Annotated in this window: 18 protein-coding genes; 4 read left to right on the plus strand and 14 right to left on the minus strand. The window is 61.8% G+C overall.

Annotated elements, in window-relative coordinates:
* The first annotated feature begins 3 nt into the window (after nt 1–3).
* Together AC0V6X_RS01815 and AC0V6X_RS01820 are read left to right on the plus strand one after the other, a co-directional pair.
* Nucleotides 4–525: a TspO/MBR family protein gene (locus AC0V6X_RS01815; protein WP_486182885.1), complete on the plus strand. Its 522-nt coding sequence runs from the start codon at nt 4–6 to the stop codon at nt 523–525.
* A 24-nt stretch (nt 526–549) separates the two neighbouring features.
* Nucleotides 550–816 carry a hypothetical protein gene (locus AC0V6X_RS01820; protein ID WP_486182886.1) on the plus strand — a complete coding sequence of 89 codons (267 nt, stop codon included), beginning with the start codon at nt 550–552 and terminating at the stop codon, nt 814–816.
* Nucleotides 817–821: 5 nt separating this feature from the next.
* Here AC0V6X_RS01820 and AC0V6X_RS01825 read toward each other — a convergent pair whose 3' ends face one another.
* The 10 genes from AC0V6X_RS01825 to AC0V6X_RS01870 all read right to left on the minus strand — a co-directional run bounded on the left by AC0V6X_RS01825 (nt 822) and on the right by AC0V6X_RS01870 (nt 10,018).
* On the minus strand, nt 822–1,220 hold the full coding sequence (locus AC0V6X_RS01825; RefSeq protein ID WP_486182887.1) for a hypothetical protein: 399 nt from the start codon (nt 1,218–1,220) through the stop codon (nt 822–824).
* 162 nt (nt 1,221–1,382) lie between these two features.
* Complete coding sequence (pufM, locus tag AC0V6X_RS01830; protein ID WP_486182888.1) at nt 1,383–2,306, minus strand: photosynthetic reaction center subunit M; 924 nt, start codon at nt 2,304–2,306, stop codon at nt 1,383–1,385.
* On the minus strand, nt 2,306–3,142 hold the full coding sequence (gene pufL, locus AC0V6X_RS01835) for a photosynthetic reaction center subunit L (protein ID WP_486182889.1): 837 nt from the start codon (nt 3,140–3,142) through the stop codon (nt 2,306–2,308). The genes pufM and pufL overlap by 1 nt, the downstream gene beginning before the upstream one ends.
* Before the next feature lie 133 nt (nt 3,143–3,275).
* Nucleotides 3,276–3,404, minus strand: a complete 129-nt coding sequence (gene pufA / locus AC0V6X_RS01840; protein ID WP_007164990.1) for a light-harvesting antenna LH1, alpha subunit — start codon at nt 3,402–3,404, stop codon at nt 3,276–3,278.
* An 86-nt stretch (nt 3,405–3,490) separates the two neighbouring features.
* Nucleotides 3,491–3,649 carry a light-harvesting antenna LH1, beta subunit gene (pufB, locus tag AC0V6X_RS01845; RefSeq protein WP_486182890.1) on the minus strand — a complete coding sequence of 53 codons (159 nt, stop codon included), beginning with the start codon at nt 3,647–3,649 and terminating at the stop codon, nt 3,491–3,493.
* Nucleotides 3,650–3,802: 153 nt separating this feature from the next.
* A complete protein-coding gene (bchZ, locus tag AC0V6X_RS01850; RefSeq protein WP_486182891.1) occupies nt 3,803–5,263 on the minus strand; it encodes a chlorophyllide a reductase subunit Z in 1,461 nt (486 codons plus the stop codon).
* Nucleotides 5,260–6,762, minus strand: a complete 1,503-nt coding sequence (gene bchY, locus AC0V6X_RS01855; RefSeq protein WP_486182892.1) for a chlorophyllide a reductase subunit Y — start codon at nt 6,760–6,762, stop codon at nt 5,260–5,262. Before bchY ends, bchZ begins: the two co-directional genes overlap by 4 nt.
* 53 nt (nt 6,763–6,815) lie before the next feature.
* Nucleotides 6,816–7,805 carry a chlorophyllide a reductase iron protein subunit X gene (locus tag AC0V6X_RS01860; protein ID WP_486182893.1) on the minus strand — a complete coding sequence of 330 codons (990 nt, stop codon included), beginning with the start codon at nt 7,803–7,805 and terminating at the stop codon, nt 6,816–6,818.
* On the minus strand, nt 7,802–8,749 hold the full coding sequence (bchC, locus tag AC0V6X_RS01865) for a chlorophyll synthesis pathway protein BchC (protein WP_486182894.1): 948 nt from the start codon (nt 8,747–8,749) through the stop codon (nt 7,802–7,804). The genes AC0V6X_RS01860 and bchC overlap by 4 nt, the downstream gene beginning before the upstream one ends.
* A gap of 135 nt (nt 8,750–8,884) precedes the next feature.
* The gene (locus tag AC0V6X_RS01870) at nt 8,885–10,018 is read right to left on the minus strand and encodes a methyltransferase (protein WP_486182895.1); all 1,134 of its coding nucleotides are present in this window, start codon (nt 10,016–10,018) and stop codon (nt 8,885–8,887) included.
* Between the two features lie 137 nt (nt 10,019–10,155).
* Here AC0V6X_RS01870 and crtD point away from each other — a divergent pair, with 137 nt between their 5' ends.
* Together crtD and AC0V6X_RS01880 are read left to right on the plus strand one after the other, a co-directional pair.
* Nucleotides 10,156–11,733: a 1-hydroxycarotenoid 3,4-desaturase CrtD gene (gene crtD, locus AC0V6X_RS01875; protein WP_486182896.1), complete on the plus strand. Its 1,578-nt coding sequence runs from the start codon at nt 10,156–10,158 to the stop codon at nt 11,731–11,733.
* Nucleotides 11,661–12,572: a hydroxyneurosporene dehydrogenase gene (locus tag AC0V6X_RS01880; protein WP_486182897.1), complete on the plus strand. Its 912-nt coding sequence runs from the start codon at nt 11,661–11,663 to the stop codon at nt 12,570–12,572. Before crtD ends, AC0V6X_RS01880 begins: the two co-directional genes overlap by 73 nt.
* A gap of 4 nt (nt 12,573–12,576) precedes the next feature.
* On the opposite strand, the gene AC0V6X_RS01885 is transcribed toward AC0V6X_RS01880, so the two are convergent.
* Genes AC0V6X_RS01885 through AC0V6X_RS01900 form a run of 4 tightly spaced genes read right to left on the minus strand, consistent with a single transcriptional unit; the run spans nt 12,577 to nt 16,347 of the window.
* Complete coding sequence (locus tag AC0V6X_RS01885; RefSeq protein ID WP_486182898.1) at nt 12,577–12,768, minus strand: hypothetical protein; 192 nt, start codon at nt 12,766–12,768, stop codon at nt 12,577–12,579.
* Nucleotides 12,765–13,658: an alpha/beta fold hydrolase BchO gene (gene bchO, locus AC0V6X_RS01890; protein WP_486182899.1), complete on the minus strand. Its 894-nt coding sequence runs from the start codon at nt 13,656–13,658 to the stop codon at nt 12,765–12,767. The genes AC0V6X_RS01885 and bchO overlap by 4 nt, the downstream gene beginning before the upstream one ends.
* Nucleotides 13,655–15,349 carry a magnesium chelatase subunit D gene (locus AC0V6X_RS01895; protein WP_486182900.1) on the minus strand — a complete coding sequence of 565 codons (1,695 nt, stop codon included), beginning with the start codon at nt 15,347–15,349 and terminating at the stop codon, nt 13,655–13,657. Before AC0V6X_RS01895 ends, bchO begins: the two co-directional genes overlap by 4 nt.
* On the minus strand, nt 15,346–16,347 hold the full coding sequence (locus AC0V6X_RS01900; protein ID WP_486182901.1) for a magnesium chelatase ATPase subunit I: 1,002 nt from the start codon (nt 16,345–16,347) through the stop codon (nt 15,346–15,348). The genes AC0V6X_RS01895 and AC0V6X_RS01900 overlap by 4 nt, the downstream gene beginning before the upstream one ends.
* Between the last annotated feature and the right edge of the window lie 40 nt (nt 16,348–16,387).

Consider the following 16,387-nt stretch of genomic DNA (forward strand, 5'->3'; position numbering starts at 1 on the left):
GCTATGGCTACCAAAGCAACCAACAAGCACATTTCACTTGGCGTGAAGCGGACGTGGATTCTTCCCGCCGTTGTGGCCGCCTTTACAGCGGCGATTGTCGCGCTGATGGGAGCGGCGATCACTGACACTGGCCCGTGGTATCAGGCGCTGGCGAAACCCGAATGGAACCCGCCTGACGTGCTGTTCCCGGTCGGCTGGACGATCATCTTTGCGCTCAACACAGCGGCGGTTGTCAGCGCCTGGCGCGCCGCCCCGACGCGGCGCGTGGCAGACAGGATTATCGCCCTGTTCGCCCTCAACGCCTTCCTCAACATCACCTGGTCGATGGTGTTCTTCCGCCTACAACGGCCCGACTTGGCCTTTATCGAAGTGATGGTCCTGTGGCTCTCAATCGCGGCGCTGATCGGCTATTGCGGGCGCTATTCGAAGAACTCGGCGCTGCTGTTCATGCCTTATCTGGCGTGGGTGACATTCGCCGCGGCGCTCAACTGGGCGGTGGTCGATCTGAACGGACCGTTCGGCTGAGCTGAGCTGGGGCCGCGCGCTCTGATGGATATGATCGAAGCCTTCTTCGCGAGTGGCAACGCGGCTGACCTCGTGCTGGCTGTGCTGGCGCTGGAGGCGCTTTGGCTGAAGCTCGCCAAGGGTTGGGGCTGGGCGCGCATTCTCGGCCTCATCGGCCCGGCGGTGTTCATCGTACTGGCGCTGAGAGCGGCCCTGGTGGGCGCAGGCTGGGAGTGGGTCGCGGTGCTACTGGCGCTTTCCCTGCCTCTGCATCTGATGGACTTGCGGGGGCGGTTGGCGAAAGTAAACTAGGACGGTTATCGGTTTGACGGATTGATCGAACGGTAGCTGATCGTGACGCCGTCGACATCGCGTTCCTGCTCAAAAATTCGAGATCCCCTAGCGTAGCTGACCTCGAGATGATCGGGCGTCACCCAACGTAGTTCGGCCCAAGGTCCACCCCAATCGCCGACACTAGCGGCGCCGCGATCTGCATCAGCGACGAATGCGTTACCGCTTCCGGAGAACTGGTCACCTATTTCGATCACAGACACTTGGGTTGTGAAGGAAGTCGTTGCTCCACAATCGCGCTGAAACAGGATCGCACGGTGTTGCCCGTTTGGAGCTTCGACTTCTGTGACGATGGTGTTTGCACAATCGGCAGAACATCCACCAATCGCGATCAATGAAATGAGGAGAGAGACGACTTTTCTCATGCCGATAGGCTTACCGCTCCGAGGGCGAACGTCAATTGGTCGAGGTCAAGCCCTTTCGCCCCAAAACCAAAAAGCCCGGCCGCGTCTCGCAACGCAGCCGGGCCTCTTGGATAGATAGACCTATGAGGGTCGATGTTCGCCTACATCGCTTGCATCGGCCCCTTACATCGGAGCGTAGTGATGCTCCTGTGCCCACAGGTACCAATTGTCGACTACCGTGCCGGACAGCAGGATGCCGATCCCGCCGGTAAGGGTCGTCAGAACTGCGAACCACCACGCCCAGCGGTGGATCGATTCCATCGTGGCGTTGAAGCCCATGGTCCAGCGCCAGAACAAAGCGCCACGTTCCGAGGCAGTGCCGCGGTCAGTGATCTGCTCGATCTCACGCTCACCACCATAGCGGCCCAACGCCAGGATCGTTGCCCCGTGCATGGCGAACAGCACAGCTGAGCCATAGAGGAACACAATCGAGAGCGCGTGGAACGGATTGTAGAACAGGTTCCCGTAAATCAGCGAGAAGTTGTTCGTCCAATCCAGGTGGCTAAAGATGCCGTAAGGCACGGCCTGCGACCAGTCCTGAAGCAGCAGCGGGCGGATAAAGCCCAGCACCAGGAACAACCAGATAGCCGAAGCAAAAGCCCACGGAATGTGCATCCCCATGCCGAGCGATTTCGCTCGCATATAGGTCCGCACCCACCAGCACAGCACTGAGATCGTGAGGAACGCGCCGGTCATGATGAACCAGCCGCCTTCGTTCAGTGGTACAAACGGGCTAAAGCCATATTCCGGTCCCGGAGGATCAAGCGAGAGCCAGAACAGCTCGCGCATGAAGGTCTGCGGGTCCCATCCAGCTTGCGCCCAGAAGTTCAGGCCGATGATCATGATTGCCGCCGCGCCAAACGCGAGGGAGATCATACCCAGCCAGCCCAAATAGAGCGGGCCGATCTGAGCCTGACCAAACTTGCCCATCCAGTAGGAATAGCCAGTGATCGGGATCCGTTCCTCATCGCCAGCCGGTAGGGGAACCCCCATCTCCGGCTCAGCTTTGACCTGGATCTGCGTAAAGATGTTTTGATAGGTTGCCATCAGACCGGACCTCCTGCCCAAATCGGGATCTTGCGCCAGAATTCCCAGAACTCGATCCAGCTACCGGCATACAAGGTGCCAGAGATCACGATGCAGATCGCGCTCCAGAACGCTGCGTTCAGCGCCAGGAACAGACCCACACGGTGAATGCCCAGCGTGCCGACCGAATATCCGATGAAGTCACGGAAATACGTGTCCTCATATTCGGGCGAGCGAACTTCGGCATCGTCAGAGGTGTTAACCGCTGAGAGCACGAGGCCGCCATGCAGCGCCAGCGCGAGACAGTTCGTGAAGAAGAACGTGATCGCCAGCATGTGCACCGGATTATAGTGGAAATTCACATAGTTATATCCGGTGTAGGACACCCAGTCCAAGTGGGTCCAGATGCCGTATGGGAACGCATGCCCCCATGCGCCCATCCAGAACGGGCGAATGATGTTCAAGGTTACAAAGGCAAAGACCGCCACACTGAAAGCGATGGGAACATGATAGCTCATGCCCAGCTTGCGAGAGATCTCTGCTTGTCGCATCACCCATGACAGGAAAGCGACGGTCGCACACAGAGTTATGATCTGGTGATACCCGCCCTCTTTCAAAGGCATGAGTGCCAATCCGGCTTCTATCGATGGTGGCTGAATGTCGATAAGCCAGGGATTGAGCGTCGGTCCTTGCGCTGCAGCGGCGAAAATCAGCATTGTGCCCAAAAGGGCGCTGACTGCCGTCGTTACACCGAAGAAACCGACATAAAACGGGCCTATCCAAAAATCGAATAGGTCTCCGCCAATTATAGTGCCACCGCGCGTGCGGTATTTCCGCTCGAAACTTAGGAGCGCCATAGGTCCATCCTTCCCGCCTCAAGGACGGGTATTGTCGTTTCCGTGTCGGTTCGGTTTGTGGGAGGCAGGCAGGCGAACCTGCCTCCTCACAGAATTTGCCTGTCAGCTAAAAAGCATGACCAGCATCAGCTGATTAGCTGAGCCAGTTGTAGCTTTCGGTGCTGAGCAGGATGAAGTGAATCGTGAACGCGAGAACCGCGAGGCCGACATGCAGCGCTACGAGGGTCCGGCGAACATCGAAATGATGCCAAATCTTATACATGATTATTTCCTTATTCCATTAGCTTGGGTCGCTCAGACCACGCGCCCAAAGGCAACGTGCAAAGAGCAATCAGGCAGGGTGGAAGATCAGAGCGGCAGCCACGGTTTGTTGGCCCACAAAAGGATGTGAGCGACAACCGCGATTGCAACGTAGAGCCCAAAGGTGCCCATGAACGCGCCATGGATTTCCTTTGCTTCTTCGTCGGTCAGATACGTCCCCACGCTGGGGCGATCACCATCGGCCATTGTAGTATCTCCATTCATTTTCTTTGGAGCGGGGACGGAATTGTCCCCGACGGTATCCGCGCGTGATCCCCCACGTGGATTGCGGATGCCCGATACGGTCAGGCAAAACTGATGATTGCGAAGCGGCTGCGAAGCTGGTCAGAAGAGAAAAAGTCACACGCTCTCTCCTTCAAGCAACGCCTCTGCGAGGCAATCTGCGGAAACGGTTGTCGCACCTGTACGCCGCGCGTGCCGTTCGGCGGCGTCGCGCATGCGTTTGGCGGCGGAAATACGGACGAGCACCGGCTGCTTCTCGACCAGTTCATCAAGCTTGGACTTGGCGTCGATGTCCCATTGGAGCTGGCTTTCCAGCTTGGTTGGCGTCGCGGCGCCTTTATCCATGTCGGTGCCGAGTGGCAGAATATGGAACAGCGCGTCGAACAGCGCATTGCACACTTCCTGCACCAGATAGGTCGCGCCCGAATATCCCATGAAGGGTGTGCCGGTGTGGCGACGTATCGCAGCGCCTGGGAAGCTGGCTGGGATAAACTGACCTTGGGGGCCGTGACCGACGCCCTTGTTCTCGGCCATGTACATCCGCTCATTATAACTGCCGAACAGGACCAGCGGCGGATTTGTATGAATCGCCTCGCGCACGTCTTCGTTCTTGGGCTTCACGCCTGCCTCTCGGCTGAAGGCGAAGGAGCAGGGCAGGCCCATATCCTCTTCAAGGAAGTGGCGGATACCGCGCGCATAGGTTTCGTTCGCAACGATCCCGAAATTCGCGGTGCCAAAGAAGTCCTGCGTAACAGAGCGCCATAGATCCCACAGCGGTTTGATCGTCGTGTGTTTCTCGCGCTCGATAAACGGTTCCGGGTCGAGACCCAATTCTGCGCCCAGAGCGCGCAAGAATTTGGTGGTTGAGCTGAGCCCAAGCGGCGCCTGGTAATAGGGCCGCTCAAGCGTCTCACACAGATTGCGTCCGAACTCGCGGTACATGCAGACATTCGCGTCCGCCATGCCCAGCTTGCGGATGTCGGCAAGGTGGCATCCCAGTGGGAAGACCACGCCAACTTCGGCTCCGATCCCTTCGACCATGCGGCGGATTTCCGCCAGATCCGAGGGCATATTGAACATGCCGTAGGAGGGGCCAATGATGTTGACGACCGGCTTCTCGCCCTCTTTGCGCTCCCGCAGTTTGGGCATTTTCTTGGGGCCGAATTCGGTCCACAGCCAGGTCAGGGCGCGGTCCGCGCTTTCCCACTGATCTTCGTCGATCGTGCGCGGCAGGAAGCGCTTGATATTGGTGCCTTCAGGCGTGACGCCGCCGCCGATCATCTCTGCGATAGAGCCGGTCACAACCACAGCGGGCAGTTCGGGATCGAGCACTTCCCAAGCGCGCTTCATCGCGCCTTCAGTGCCGGTCTTGCCGAGCTCTTCCTCGCCCAAGCCCGTTACCACAATCGGCAGTTCATGCGGGGGCAGGGCGTCGGTGTAGTGCAGCACCGATGTCACCGGCAGGTTCTCACAACCCACCGGGCCATCGATGATGACCTGCAGGCCTTTGACTGCGGTAAAGACGTAGGTCGCACCCCAATAGCCGCCGGCCCGATCATGATCGAGGACAAGGGTCATGTGCCCACCGCCTCTGACGCTTTGCGCGCCGCTTCGTTCAAGGCCGCATATTTCTTGCGGAATTTGGGACGGTCGACGGGAGTGTCCTCCCACACGCCGGTCGCGTGGCCATCGCCGACGCCTTCAAAAAATTCGCGCATCGTCTCGAAACGCGCTTTGTTGCCCATCGCCGCGTTGACGACTTGAGCAAGGCTGCCAGCCCCTGCCGGACCCATTAGAGGGCGCGCGGAGATCAGGTTGGTGAAATAGAGCGCCGGGATCGCCTTCGCCTTGGCATGCTGGACCACGGGCGTGGTGCCAATAGCGAGGTCGGGCTGATATTCCTCAACCGCGGCGATGTCCTCTTCAAGGCTCGCGCGGAAATTGACGGTCACGCCTTTGGCTTCGAGCCATTCGCGGTCCGCATCCGACCATTGCGTCTTGGGACAGGCGCTGCCGACATAACGAACATCCGCCCCGCTTTCGACGAGCAGACGCGCGACCAGCAGTTCGGAGCCTTCATAGCCCGATACCGTGATGCGCCCTTTGATCGGCATTTGCGACAAAGCGCCTTTGCACGCGCCGATCATCGCGTTCTTGACCCCATCGACCTGGGCTTGCGGCAGAGCGAAAGTCTCGCCAATATTCTGGAGCCATGCGGCCGTGCCATCAGCGCCCACCGGGGCTGAACCGATAATCGGGCGGCCAGCGGCCTGAAATTCGCGAATGCTCGCAGTGTAGAACGGGTGGATCGCCGCGACCGCTCCGCAATCGAGGGCGGAGTAAAGTTCACGCCATTCGCGGGTTGGAACAACGGGGCCAGTGGCAAGGCCAAGCGGCTCCAGCATCTGGCCGATTACGACCGGGTCAGCCGGGAACATTTCGCCCAGCAGAGTAACGGTCGGCCTGTCGCTGACGACTGTATCCGGCGCAGCAACGGGGCCTTCCATGACCTCTTCGCGCGCATATTGAAGCATCGCTCCGGCCAGCACATCCTTCGCCTCTGCATGGGTCGGGATGCCAAAGCCTGGCACGTCGATTCCGATAATGCGCACGCCGTTGATCTGCTTCTTGAGCAGGCGCAGCGGGACGCCGCTGGCGGTAGGCACGCACAGGTTCGTGACGACGATGGCGTCGTAATTCTCAGGATCAGCGAGGTCTTCGACCGCTTCCTTGATGTCTTCAAACAGTTTGCCTGTGACGAGCGTCTCTGAGGAGAAGGGCACATAGCCCACCGTCCGCCGCGCACCGTAAAAGTGCGATGTGAAGGTCAGGCCATAGACACAGCATGCGCTGCCTGAAAGGACCGTCGCGGTGCGCCGCATGCGCAGGCCCACTCGAAGTGAGCCGAATGCCGGACACATGCTCTGTGGTTGATCATGCGGGCCTTTTGCCGGGTCCACCGGATAGTCCGCCGCGTACTGGTCGAGCACATCGCTCTTGCCCGCTTTGCGCGCGGCATCGAGCATCGTTTCCTTGCTCGAGCACGCGCCGCCCGAAGAATCGGGGGCACCGCCCATATCAAGGGTGTCTGGTGCGCGTGTCGCGTTAGAGGCGGGCAGATCAGTCAGTTTCAGACCTCGTCGTAAATCACTTCAAGTGACGGTTTTTCTTCGAAAACTCCGCCGCGCATATCGGCCTGGGTGGCCGGGATCAGTTCGACATTTCCGCCCGTTTCTTCGGGTGAAAACAGGTCGAGCAGGCCATCCTGGTCGAGAGGAGAGGGTTGGCGCGGCGGCGCCTCAGCGACGTTCTTGGCAAGCTCTTCAAAGAGCCCGGCCCATTCGCCGCCCGGCTTTCCAATAATCTGGTAATTTGCGCTCTTGCGGCGGATGTCTTCGTCCGCCGGGATTGCTGTCAGCACCGGAATATCGACCGCGTCGGCAAAGGCTTGCGCTTCGCCAGTTCCGTCATCCTTGTTGATGATCATGCCAGCCACGCCGACATTGCCGCCCATCTTGCGGAAGTACTCAACCGCATGGCAGACATTGTTGGCGACATAGAGCGACTGCAGGTCGTTCGATCCGACCACGATCACTTTCTGGCACATGTCGCGGGCAATCGGCAGGCCGAAGCCGCCGCAAACAACATCGCCAAGGAAGTCGAGCAGGACGTAATCAAAGCCCCATTCATGGAAGCCCAGCTTTTCCAGCAGCTCGAACCCGTGGATGATCCCGCGTCCGCCGCAACCGCGACCGACTTCGGGTCCGCCCAATTCCATCGCGAAGACGCCGTCGCGCTGGAAGCACACGTCTTCGATTGAGACGTCTTCGCCGGCGAGCTTCTTCTTGGAAGAGGTTTCGATGATGGTCGGGCAGCTCTTGCCGCCAAACAGCAGACTGGTCGTGTCCGATTTGGGGTCGCAGCCGATCAGCAGCACGCGTTTGCCTTGCTGCGCCATCATGTAGCTGAGATTGGAGAGCGCGAAGCTTTTGCCTGAACCGCCTTTGCCATAGATCGCGATGACCTGCGTCTCACTGGTCGCTTCTCCGGTGTGGACCGGATCGGGTTCCTGAGCCGCTTCATCGCGCAAGGCTTGGGTTTGATCTTCTAGCATTGTCATTCGGTGCCACTCCAATCGAGGACCATTTTGAGGCAATCGGGATTGCTGAAGGCCCGCGGATAGGCCTCGCACGCGCGGGCGGCGGGGCTGTGATCTGAAATGAGGCCGGATAGATTGAGCAAGCCGTCGCGCAGCATTCCATGCATTTGCGCTGCATCATCAGGCTGCCATTCGGCGGCGATCCGCATCCGCGCTTCTTTCATAAAGGCAGCCGCGAAGGCGAAGTTGATGCGATCAGAGTAGAAGCCTGCAAGGACTATCTCCCCACCCTTGGCCAGGCGCCCGATCAGCGTGTCGAACAGTCCTGCATCGCCGCTCGCATCGTAGATCGAGGCGTAGTCAGTGCGCGGGTCACTCTCTGGCGTCGTGACAGTGTAGCCAAGCGGCGTGCCATCCAGGCTGGCCTGCCGGCCTTCGCTCTTTTCCCAAACGGTAGGCGCAGGCGCTCCCGATGCGATAGTCAGGCGCGCGAGCAGTCGTCCCAGCACGCCGTGGCCGATGATAAGGTCGGGAGCCGTGCCGCCATTGATCGCGTGAAGCGCGGTGGCGGCCAGCGCGCAAAGCACGCCGTCAGAACCCAAATGTTCCGGCACAGAAAGTGCGCGGGCGGAGGGGAGGACAACGCGGCTGGCGGTTCCACCAAACAATCCGCGCGCATTGGCAAATCCGTTTGAGCCGGGGACAAACACCCATTCGCCAATCCGCACACGGGTGTTGCTGCCTGCGTCGATGATGCGTCCGACAAATTCGTAACCGGGCACCAGCGGATAACCCATGCCGGGGAATTTCGGCATCTGGCCGCTCCACAGCAATTTCTCGGTTCCGGTGCTGATCCCGCTCCAGGCGATTTCGACGAGGACATCGTCCGCACCCACCGGATTCAACTCGAGAGTCTGGAGCGCCAAACGCTCCGGTCCCTCAAGTATGACGGCAAGTGTGTCCATGGCCCTCTCATTTCCCCTTTTTCAAGCGGTTAAGTCGGATCCCTACGACTCGCCCCTGCGGCAAGAGATACTTTCTCTCAGGGGTTTGCTACGCCTTACACATACAAGTGTCAACTTAAGCAGACACTATTTGTGTCAAGCATGTGCAAGAACGAGACTGGCGTTGATCGGTTGCGGGGTTGCGATGAAGCGAGTGCGGGAAAAACCTGCGGCGCGCGCCATCGCAGCAATCGTCTCGGCGCTGCGCGGGCGGCCAGAGCCCATTGCCCACAGATACATGCCGAAGAACGCCTCTCCCATGCCCTCTGCCCCGCGCGCCTGGGCCATCGGTTCGGCGATCAGCAGGCGTGCGCCGGGGGCAAGGCTCTTGCGGATGTTGGCGAGCAAGCGGGAGGCGGGCTCGTCATCGTGGTCGTGCAGGATCCGCACCAGGCTGACGAGGTCGTAGCCGGTGGGAATGTCGCTCTCAAAGAAGTTGCCCGGGTGCGCGCTGACGCGGGCATCGCCAAAGCGGCCACGCAGGATGGCCGCGCCTTGCTCGGCCACTTCGGGCAGGTCGAACAGGCCGAGGTGGAGGTCCGGATTCGCCTCTCCCATACGGGTGAGAAACGCGCCGTGCCCTCCGCCCACGTCGAGCAGCTTAGCATTGGCGGGGAAGCGGAAGCTGGCGAGAACCTGATCAGCAACGAAGTGCTGGGAAGTTGCCATCAGCTCGGAATATTCCGCTGTGTCCTCGCCGCGCTCGGCCGCGCCGTGCAGGGCGCCGGCATAAGACCAATAGCGTGAGAGCTGCGTCGGCTCTTTGCGGTCGCGGCGCAAAAGCTCCATCGGATCGGCGAGGTCGGCATAGAGCAGCCGGTGGTGTCGAACCATCGCCTGTGCGCCTTTGTCGGCGCCCAGAACCGCGCCTTGCTCGCCCAGCATCCAATGGTCGAGTGCGGGCGCTTCGGAGAGGCGCAGCGCACGGCCTGCCCGCAGCAGGGTGAGAGTAGCGTCCTCGCTCAGCTCCAGCTTTGCTGCGACCTCGGCATGACCAATCGGCCCGCCCTCCAGGATGTCGAACAGGCCGCTCTCCACATAGGCGCGCAATATCTGTGAGTAGGAAAAGCCCGCGAGCACGTCGAACGCCTCGCGCGCCCGTGTCCGCGCGATCCAGTTGGTCAGCGGCAGCTTGGCCGCCCAATATTGGAATTTGGGCGAGGCAAACAGCCGGTTGCGCCGCGCGGCCAGCCGCACACGCCAGGGGTGGTTCGATCCCTCAATAGCCATTTGAAAAGCAACAATGACACTGCATATGTCCAAATGATTGGACACATGCTAGTGTTGCGTCAATCATATTCGCGGGACTCGGGTCATTATCTCGGGTCGTGACGGGGTAAAGAGGGAGCGGACACGCGGTTGGATCAATGACGAAGCGGGTCATCATCATCGGAGCCGGAATGGGTGGGCTGGCCAGCGCCGCTCAGCTTTCCGCGCGCGGATATGATGTGACCGTGGTCGAGAAAGAGCGCCAAGTGGGCGGCAAGGCGCGGCGAGTGACCGTCGACGGGCAAGAGATCGACGCCGGCCCCACCGTCTTCACCATGCGCGATGTCTTTGACGGCATCTTCGCCGAATGCGGCGCGCGGCTGGACGATTACGTCAACCTCTCCCGCAGCGAGGTGATCGCGCGCCATGCGTGGAGCCCGGAAGAACGACTCGACCTCTATGCCGATCCGGAACGCAGCGAGGAGGCGATTGGCGACTTTGCCGGGACCAAGTCCGCGCAGCTCTACCGCAAGTTTCGCCACACGACGCACCGGATGCACGACATCTTGGACAAGCCAATGATGCGCGGGGACAACGTCTCGACACCGCTGCCGCTGCTGTGGCGCATCGGCCTTTGGCGCGTTCACGACTTCCTCGCCATGCGTCCGCATCAGAGCATGTGGGGTGCGCTCGGAGGGTTCTTCCCTGATCCGCGCCTGCGCCAGCTGTTCGGACGCTATGCCACCTATTGCGGTTCCTCCCCCTTCGCCGCGCCCGCAACCCTTATGTTGATCGCCCATGTTGAGGCGACCGGCGTGTGGCTGATCGAGGGCGGGATCAACGCGCTGGCCAAGGCGTTACGGACCTTGGGTGAGAGCAAAGGCGCGGCGTTCCGAATGGGCGAGCAGGTGACTCAAATCCTCACAGACGCGTCCGGCGCGGCCAGCGGCGTCGGGCTCGCCAGTGGTGAGGTGCTCCAAGCCGATGCGGTAATATGCAACGGTGATCCCAATGCGATTGCGACTGGCAAGTTCGGAGGGCTAGCTACCCGCGCAGTCAAACCTCTGCCACCTGCCAAACGCTCGCTCTCCGCCAATGTGTGGTTCGCGCATACGAACACTTCCGGCTTTGACCTCTCGCACCACAACGTCTTTTTCTCGCGCGACTACAGGCGGGAATTCGACGAGATCGCGGGCGGAACGAGCCCGTCCCACCCTTCCGTCTACATCTGCGCCATCGATCGCTCAGCCAAGCTTGGCGGCGCAAACGTCACGCGCGGTGAGCAGAACCGTGAACGCATCCAAATCATCGTCAACGCGCCCGCTGATGGCGACACCCATTCCTACTCAGACAAGGAGAAAGCCCAATGCACAGCTCAGATGAGAGCCACGCTCGAGCGATGCGGGCTCACGCTGGAGGCGGACATGCCGCACCAGCTGGCGACGCCGAACTCATGGGAGCAGCTGTTCCCGGCAACGGGCGGGGCTCTCTATGGCAGAGCGTCTCACGGATCGGCAGCGTCCTTTCAGCGGCAAGGGCCGACGACGCGGATCAAGGGCCTCTATTGCGCGGGCGGGGCAACGCACCCTTCGGCCGGGGTCCCGATGGCCGCCTTGTCCGGGCTGCTCGCGGCGAGGACACTGGAAGCGGACCACGTTTCGACATGGAGATCGAGCCGGGTGGCTATTCCTGGTGGTACGTCGATGCCATCAGCGCGGACGGGCGCCACGGGCTGACGATCATCGCCTTTTTGGGGAGCGTTTTCTCACCCTATTACAAGCGTTCGGGGCGGGGCGACCCGATGGATCACTGCTCCTTGAACGTGGCGCTCTATGGCCCGCAGCACCGTTGGGTGATGCATGAGCGACCCCGGGGGAACGTCACTCGCAACGCCCATGATCTGACCATCGGGGCGAGCAATGTGCGCTGGGATGGCGATGCGCTGACGATAGAGATTGAGGAGCGTGACACGCGGCTGTTCAACCCGATCCACCGGCGCGTGGCGGGCACCGTAAAGGTCTATCCCGAGGCCTTGAACCGCGCGAGTTTCGCGCTCGACCCGCAGCAGAACCACATTTGGCACTGCATGGCTCCGCGCGCCCGAATTGAGGTCGATATGCAGGAGCCCGGCCTCTCATGGAGCGGGGAGGGCTATTTCGACCACAATCGCGGACGTGAACCGCTGGAGAGCGGCTTTAACACCTGGCATTGGTCACGCGCGCATATGAAACGCGGCGCGGTTGTCTGCTATGAGGGCGAGCGCGGCGATGGCTCTGTCTTTGCAAGCGCCATCCGCTTTGATGCCGAAGCTGTGCCAGTCGAGGTCGACCTGCCTGCCATCGCGCCTCTGCCCAAAAGCGGCTGGCGGATAGATCGCAGCACACGCTCCGAAATCGGCACCGCCTCAGTGCGTCGGACATGGGAGGACACGCCCTTCTACGCGCGCTCTGAATTGGCGACAAAGCTTTATGGCGAAGAGGTGGTCGCGGTGCAGGAAAGCCTCGATATGCGGCGCTTCGATAGCCGCGTGGTGCAGTTCATGCTGCCGTTTAGGATGCCGAGGAAGCCTGTTTGATAGGCTAAGAGGCTTCGGCCTCGTCCGCCTTTTGTGCAGCGGCTTTCTCCTCAGCCTCACGCGCCTCTCTTTCGACCCGCATTTCGCGCACCTCGCGGCGCATCTTGGCCCATTGCCAAAAGCACACGCCGATAGCGATGCCATAGAACAGCGCGATTTCGATCCAGCCGAAGTTTTCGGTGAAGTTCTCGATCATGCTTCTGCTCCCAGCGTCTCCTCAGCGAAAGCGGCGATCAGGCTTGCGACCTGCTCCGGCGCCTCTTCGTGAGCGAGATGGCCGAGAGCGGGCAGGGTTTCAAGGCGCGATGTCGCAAGCCATCCGTGTGCTTCTTCCGCCCAGTCGAGCGGGATGGTCGTATCGCCTTCAGAATGGAGCAGCAGGATTGGATTGGTGATCTCGCCCATCTGCGTGCGGAGGGTCGGCAAGTCCCAATTCGCCATCATCGCCAGCGCGCCTTTGGTGTGGCGGGCGTTCTTGAGCAGCGTGGTGTAGCACTTGAGCCCGACGTCATCGATGTTCGAATTGGTCGAGCGGGCGATGAACCGCTCTCCCTCACTCCCGAAACTGGCAGCCGCAGAGAAGATGCGCGGGACGAAAGGGTTCACGAACAGGACCTTGGCAATCGCGGGGAAAATCTGAGCGGCGGGTCCGGGGAAGGGGCGAAGGGCCGAGTTCAGCCCGACGACAGGCCCGCGATAATGGTGGTCGAGCGCGATCTGGAGCGCCAAAGCTGCGCCCGCCGAATGGCCGGCGATAAGGTCAGGCGCGAAGTCCTGATCTTCCAGCAGGCGTTGCACCGCGTTTGCCATGCGCGGCAGCGACATATCCTCGGGAGGGTGGCCTTGCGTAAAGCCATGACGCGGCAGGTCACAGGCGAGGATTTCGAACTGGTCTGCAAGCGTGGGAGCCAGATCGCGCCACGAATGGACTGAGGCTCCGGTGCCATGGAGCAGGAGCAGACGCGGCTTACCGGCTTCTCCGAAACGCTGGATATGCCAGCGGGCGGGGCCACTTTTTACAAAACTCGACGCGTCGCGATTGGGCCAGATGCGTCCTTCGCGCTCCCAGTCCAAAGGGCGGCTCATGCCATTTCTCTTGAGTTTTCCGAGATCGCCTTGTGCAGCGCCTTCGCATCGGCACGGGGCAAAGCGAGATAGCGGGCCTGCATGGCGGAGGCGAGCGCGGGTCCCTCGCGGCCCGGACGCGGGGCGATGTCAACGACCAGAGCATCTACGCCGGAGCGGGCGATGGCCTTGGCCGCGGCTTCGGCGTCTTCGCCTGCTTGCTTGCGGCCCGGCTGCCCCTCAGCGTCGAGATTGGCGCGTCCGTCGGTCAGCACGACGAGGCTAGGCGTGCGACCTCTCTGGACCGTCGCAGCCGCCACTTCGCGTGCCGCATTCAGACCCATGGCAAGCGGCGTGCCGCCTCCTCCGGGCAGCTCAGCCAGCGCGCGGCGGGCGCGGGTGAGTGAGCGGGTCGGAGGGAGCAGCAGCTCAGCCGTTTCGCCCCGGAAAGCGACCAGCGCGACCTCGGAGCGGGTGACATAGGCCTGCGCCAGCATCAGCTCGACCGCGCCCTTGGCCTCGGCCAGACGCGCGGCGGCAGCAGAGCCACTCGCATCGACGGCGAAGATCGTGACCCGTGCGGCTTTCTCATCAAAGCGGCGGACGCGCAGGTCGTCTTTCCGCATCAGGATCGGCGCATCCGGGTCGGAGCCCGCCTCTCTGCGCCGCACCTCCTGCCACGGCACCGCCGCGCGCAGAGTGTCGATCAGAGCAAGCCTTGCGCCGCCCCTCGGCATACCCGGACGTGCGCCCAGCGGTTTCCCGCGCAGCCCCGATTTGCGCCGCTGACCCGTGCCAGCCGCGCCGCGTTTGGGCGCGTTGCCCTTGGCGAGCTGCTCCAACAGATCGCGCGGGATCGAGGCGGCGGCAGCCTCGACCAGCAGCTCTTGCAATTCTTCAGGCGAGGGCATGTCGTTGTCATCGGGGGTGTCGGTGTTCTCGGGCGGCGGGGGAGGCGGTTCCTCCTCTTGCGGTGGCGGCTCTTCGTCTGGCGGAGGCGGCAGTTGCGTTGCGCGCGGAGCGAGGGTCAGGCGCACGGCGGTTTCGAGATCAGCGCGGGTCGCAGTCTCTCGCTCGTGCACCGCCGCATGGGCAAGCGCGACTTCGCTGGCATGGAGCAGCGCGCGGACCGAATGGACACCAAACGCGGCAGCTGTCGCGGCAAGGCTGGCGAGCGCATCGTCGTCTAGGGGTGCGGGTTCGGAGAGGTTCTGGGTCAACTCCAACGCCACCCCGCGCCATTCGCGCGACGCGCTAAGGTCGCACAGAAAGGCCATTCGCTCGGTCAATGTCACTGGGGGCGCGTCCTCAGGCTCGATCCCGTCGTCGAGCAGCACCAGCGCCACTTTGCGATCGTCCAACGCCTGAGCCAGCCGTCCCGCAACGCCTTCGTCCAACCGCTCCGCCATGGGCACGATCAGCACGCCGCCCACGGCCTCGGCGAGTAGCCCGCGTGTCTCAACCGGTTTGCCCGCTGCAAGGCTGGCCGCAATGTCGATCCCGCCGAGCAGGCGTTCATCGTCGACATGGCCGGGCAGGCGGCGGCAGGGGAGCGTGTCGGAGATCGCCTCGACCAGAGCATCGCGCGCCGGAGAGGCTCCGCGCAGGACCATTCCTCCAAACCGTGCCGGGGCAGTGGCGAAGAGCCGGGCGGCGAGGACGGCCTGCCAAAGCGGGTCGGGTTGGAGCGGATCAGATGGCTCGGGGCTCACCCGAACAGCTCGTCAAGCGCACGCAATATGCGCACTGTCGATCCGGTTTCATCCAGCACATCGCGGCGCAAACGGTGGCGCAGGGCCGAGGGAGCGACGGCGATTAGATGTTCGCGCTTGACCGAACGTGCGCCTTTCAGCGCTGCCAAAGCCCGTGCCGCGCGCATAAGGGTCAGCTCTCCGCGCAGGCCATCAGCGCCCACCGCCATGCACAAATGCGCGGCGTCAGTGAGGACGTCTTCGCCCAGCTCCAGCTTGGCGAGTTTGGTCTTGCCGCGCGCGATCTGTTTGAGGATCTTCGTGTCTTCGTCCGCCCATTTGGCCGCGAAGGCTTCGGGGTCACGCTCATTCGCCGCGACCAACCGCATGATTTCGACGCGGGTTTCAATATCCTCCGGCGTTCGGACATCCACTGAGAGCCCAAAGCGGTCGAGCAATTGGGGGCGCAGCTCGCCTTCTTCAGGGTTGCCGCTGCCGATGAGGACAAAGCGGGCGGGGTGGCGCACGGATAGACCTTCACGCTCGACCACATTCTCGCCCGATGCTGCCACGTCGAGCAGCAGGTCGACCAAGTGGTCTTCGAGCAGGTTGATCTCGTCAATATAAAGGAACCCGCGATGGGCCTTCGCCAGCAGCCCCGGCTCAAAGCCCTTCTCGCCTGACCGCAAAGCGCGTTCGAGATCGAGCGATCCGATCACCCGGTCCTCGGTCGCGCCCAGTGGCATGTCGACAAAAGGAACGGGCCGCTTGCGAAGTGGGCCTCCGCCACAAATTTCGGGATAGCGAACCGCGTCTTCCTTGGAACCGCCATAGGCGCAATTCTGGTGCGCTGTGATCGGCGGGAGCAGGCCAGCAAGCGCGCGCGCGGCGGTGCTTTTGCCTGTGCCGCGGTCGCCGAAAACCATCACGCCGCCAATGCTGGGGTCGATCGCCGCGATCAGCAGCGCTTGCTTCATCTCGTCCTGACCGACGATAGCGGAGAAAGGAAACCTTGCCATAACAAGGCTCTTTTGGACCCTCTAGGCGAGTTGGACAAGC

Source organism: Erythrobacter sp. S267, from assembly GCF_057365045.1.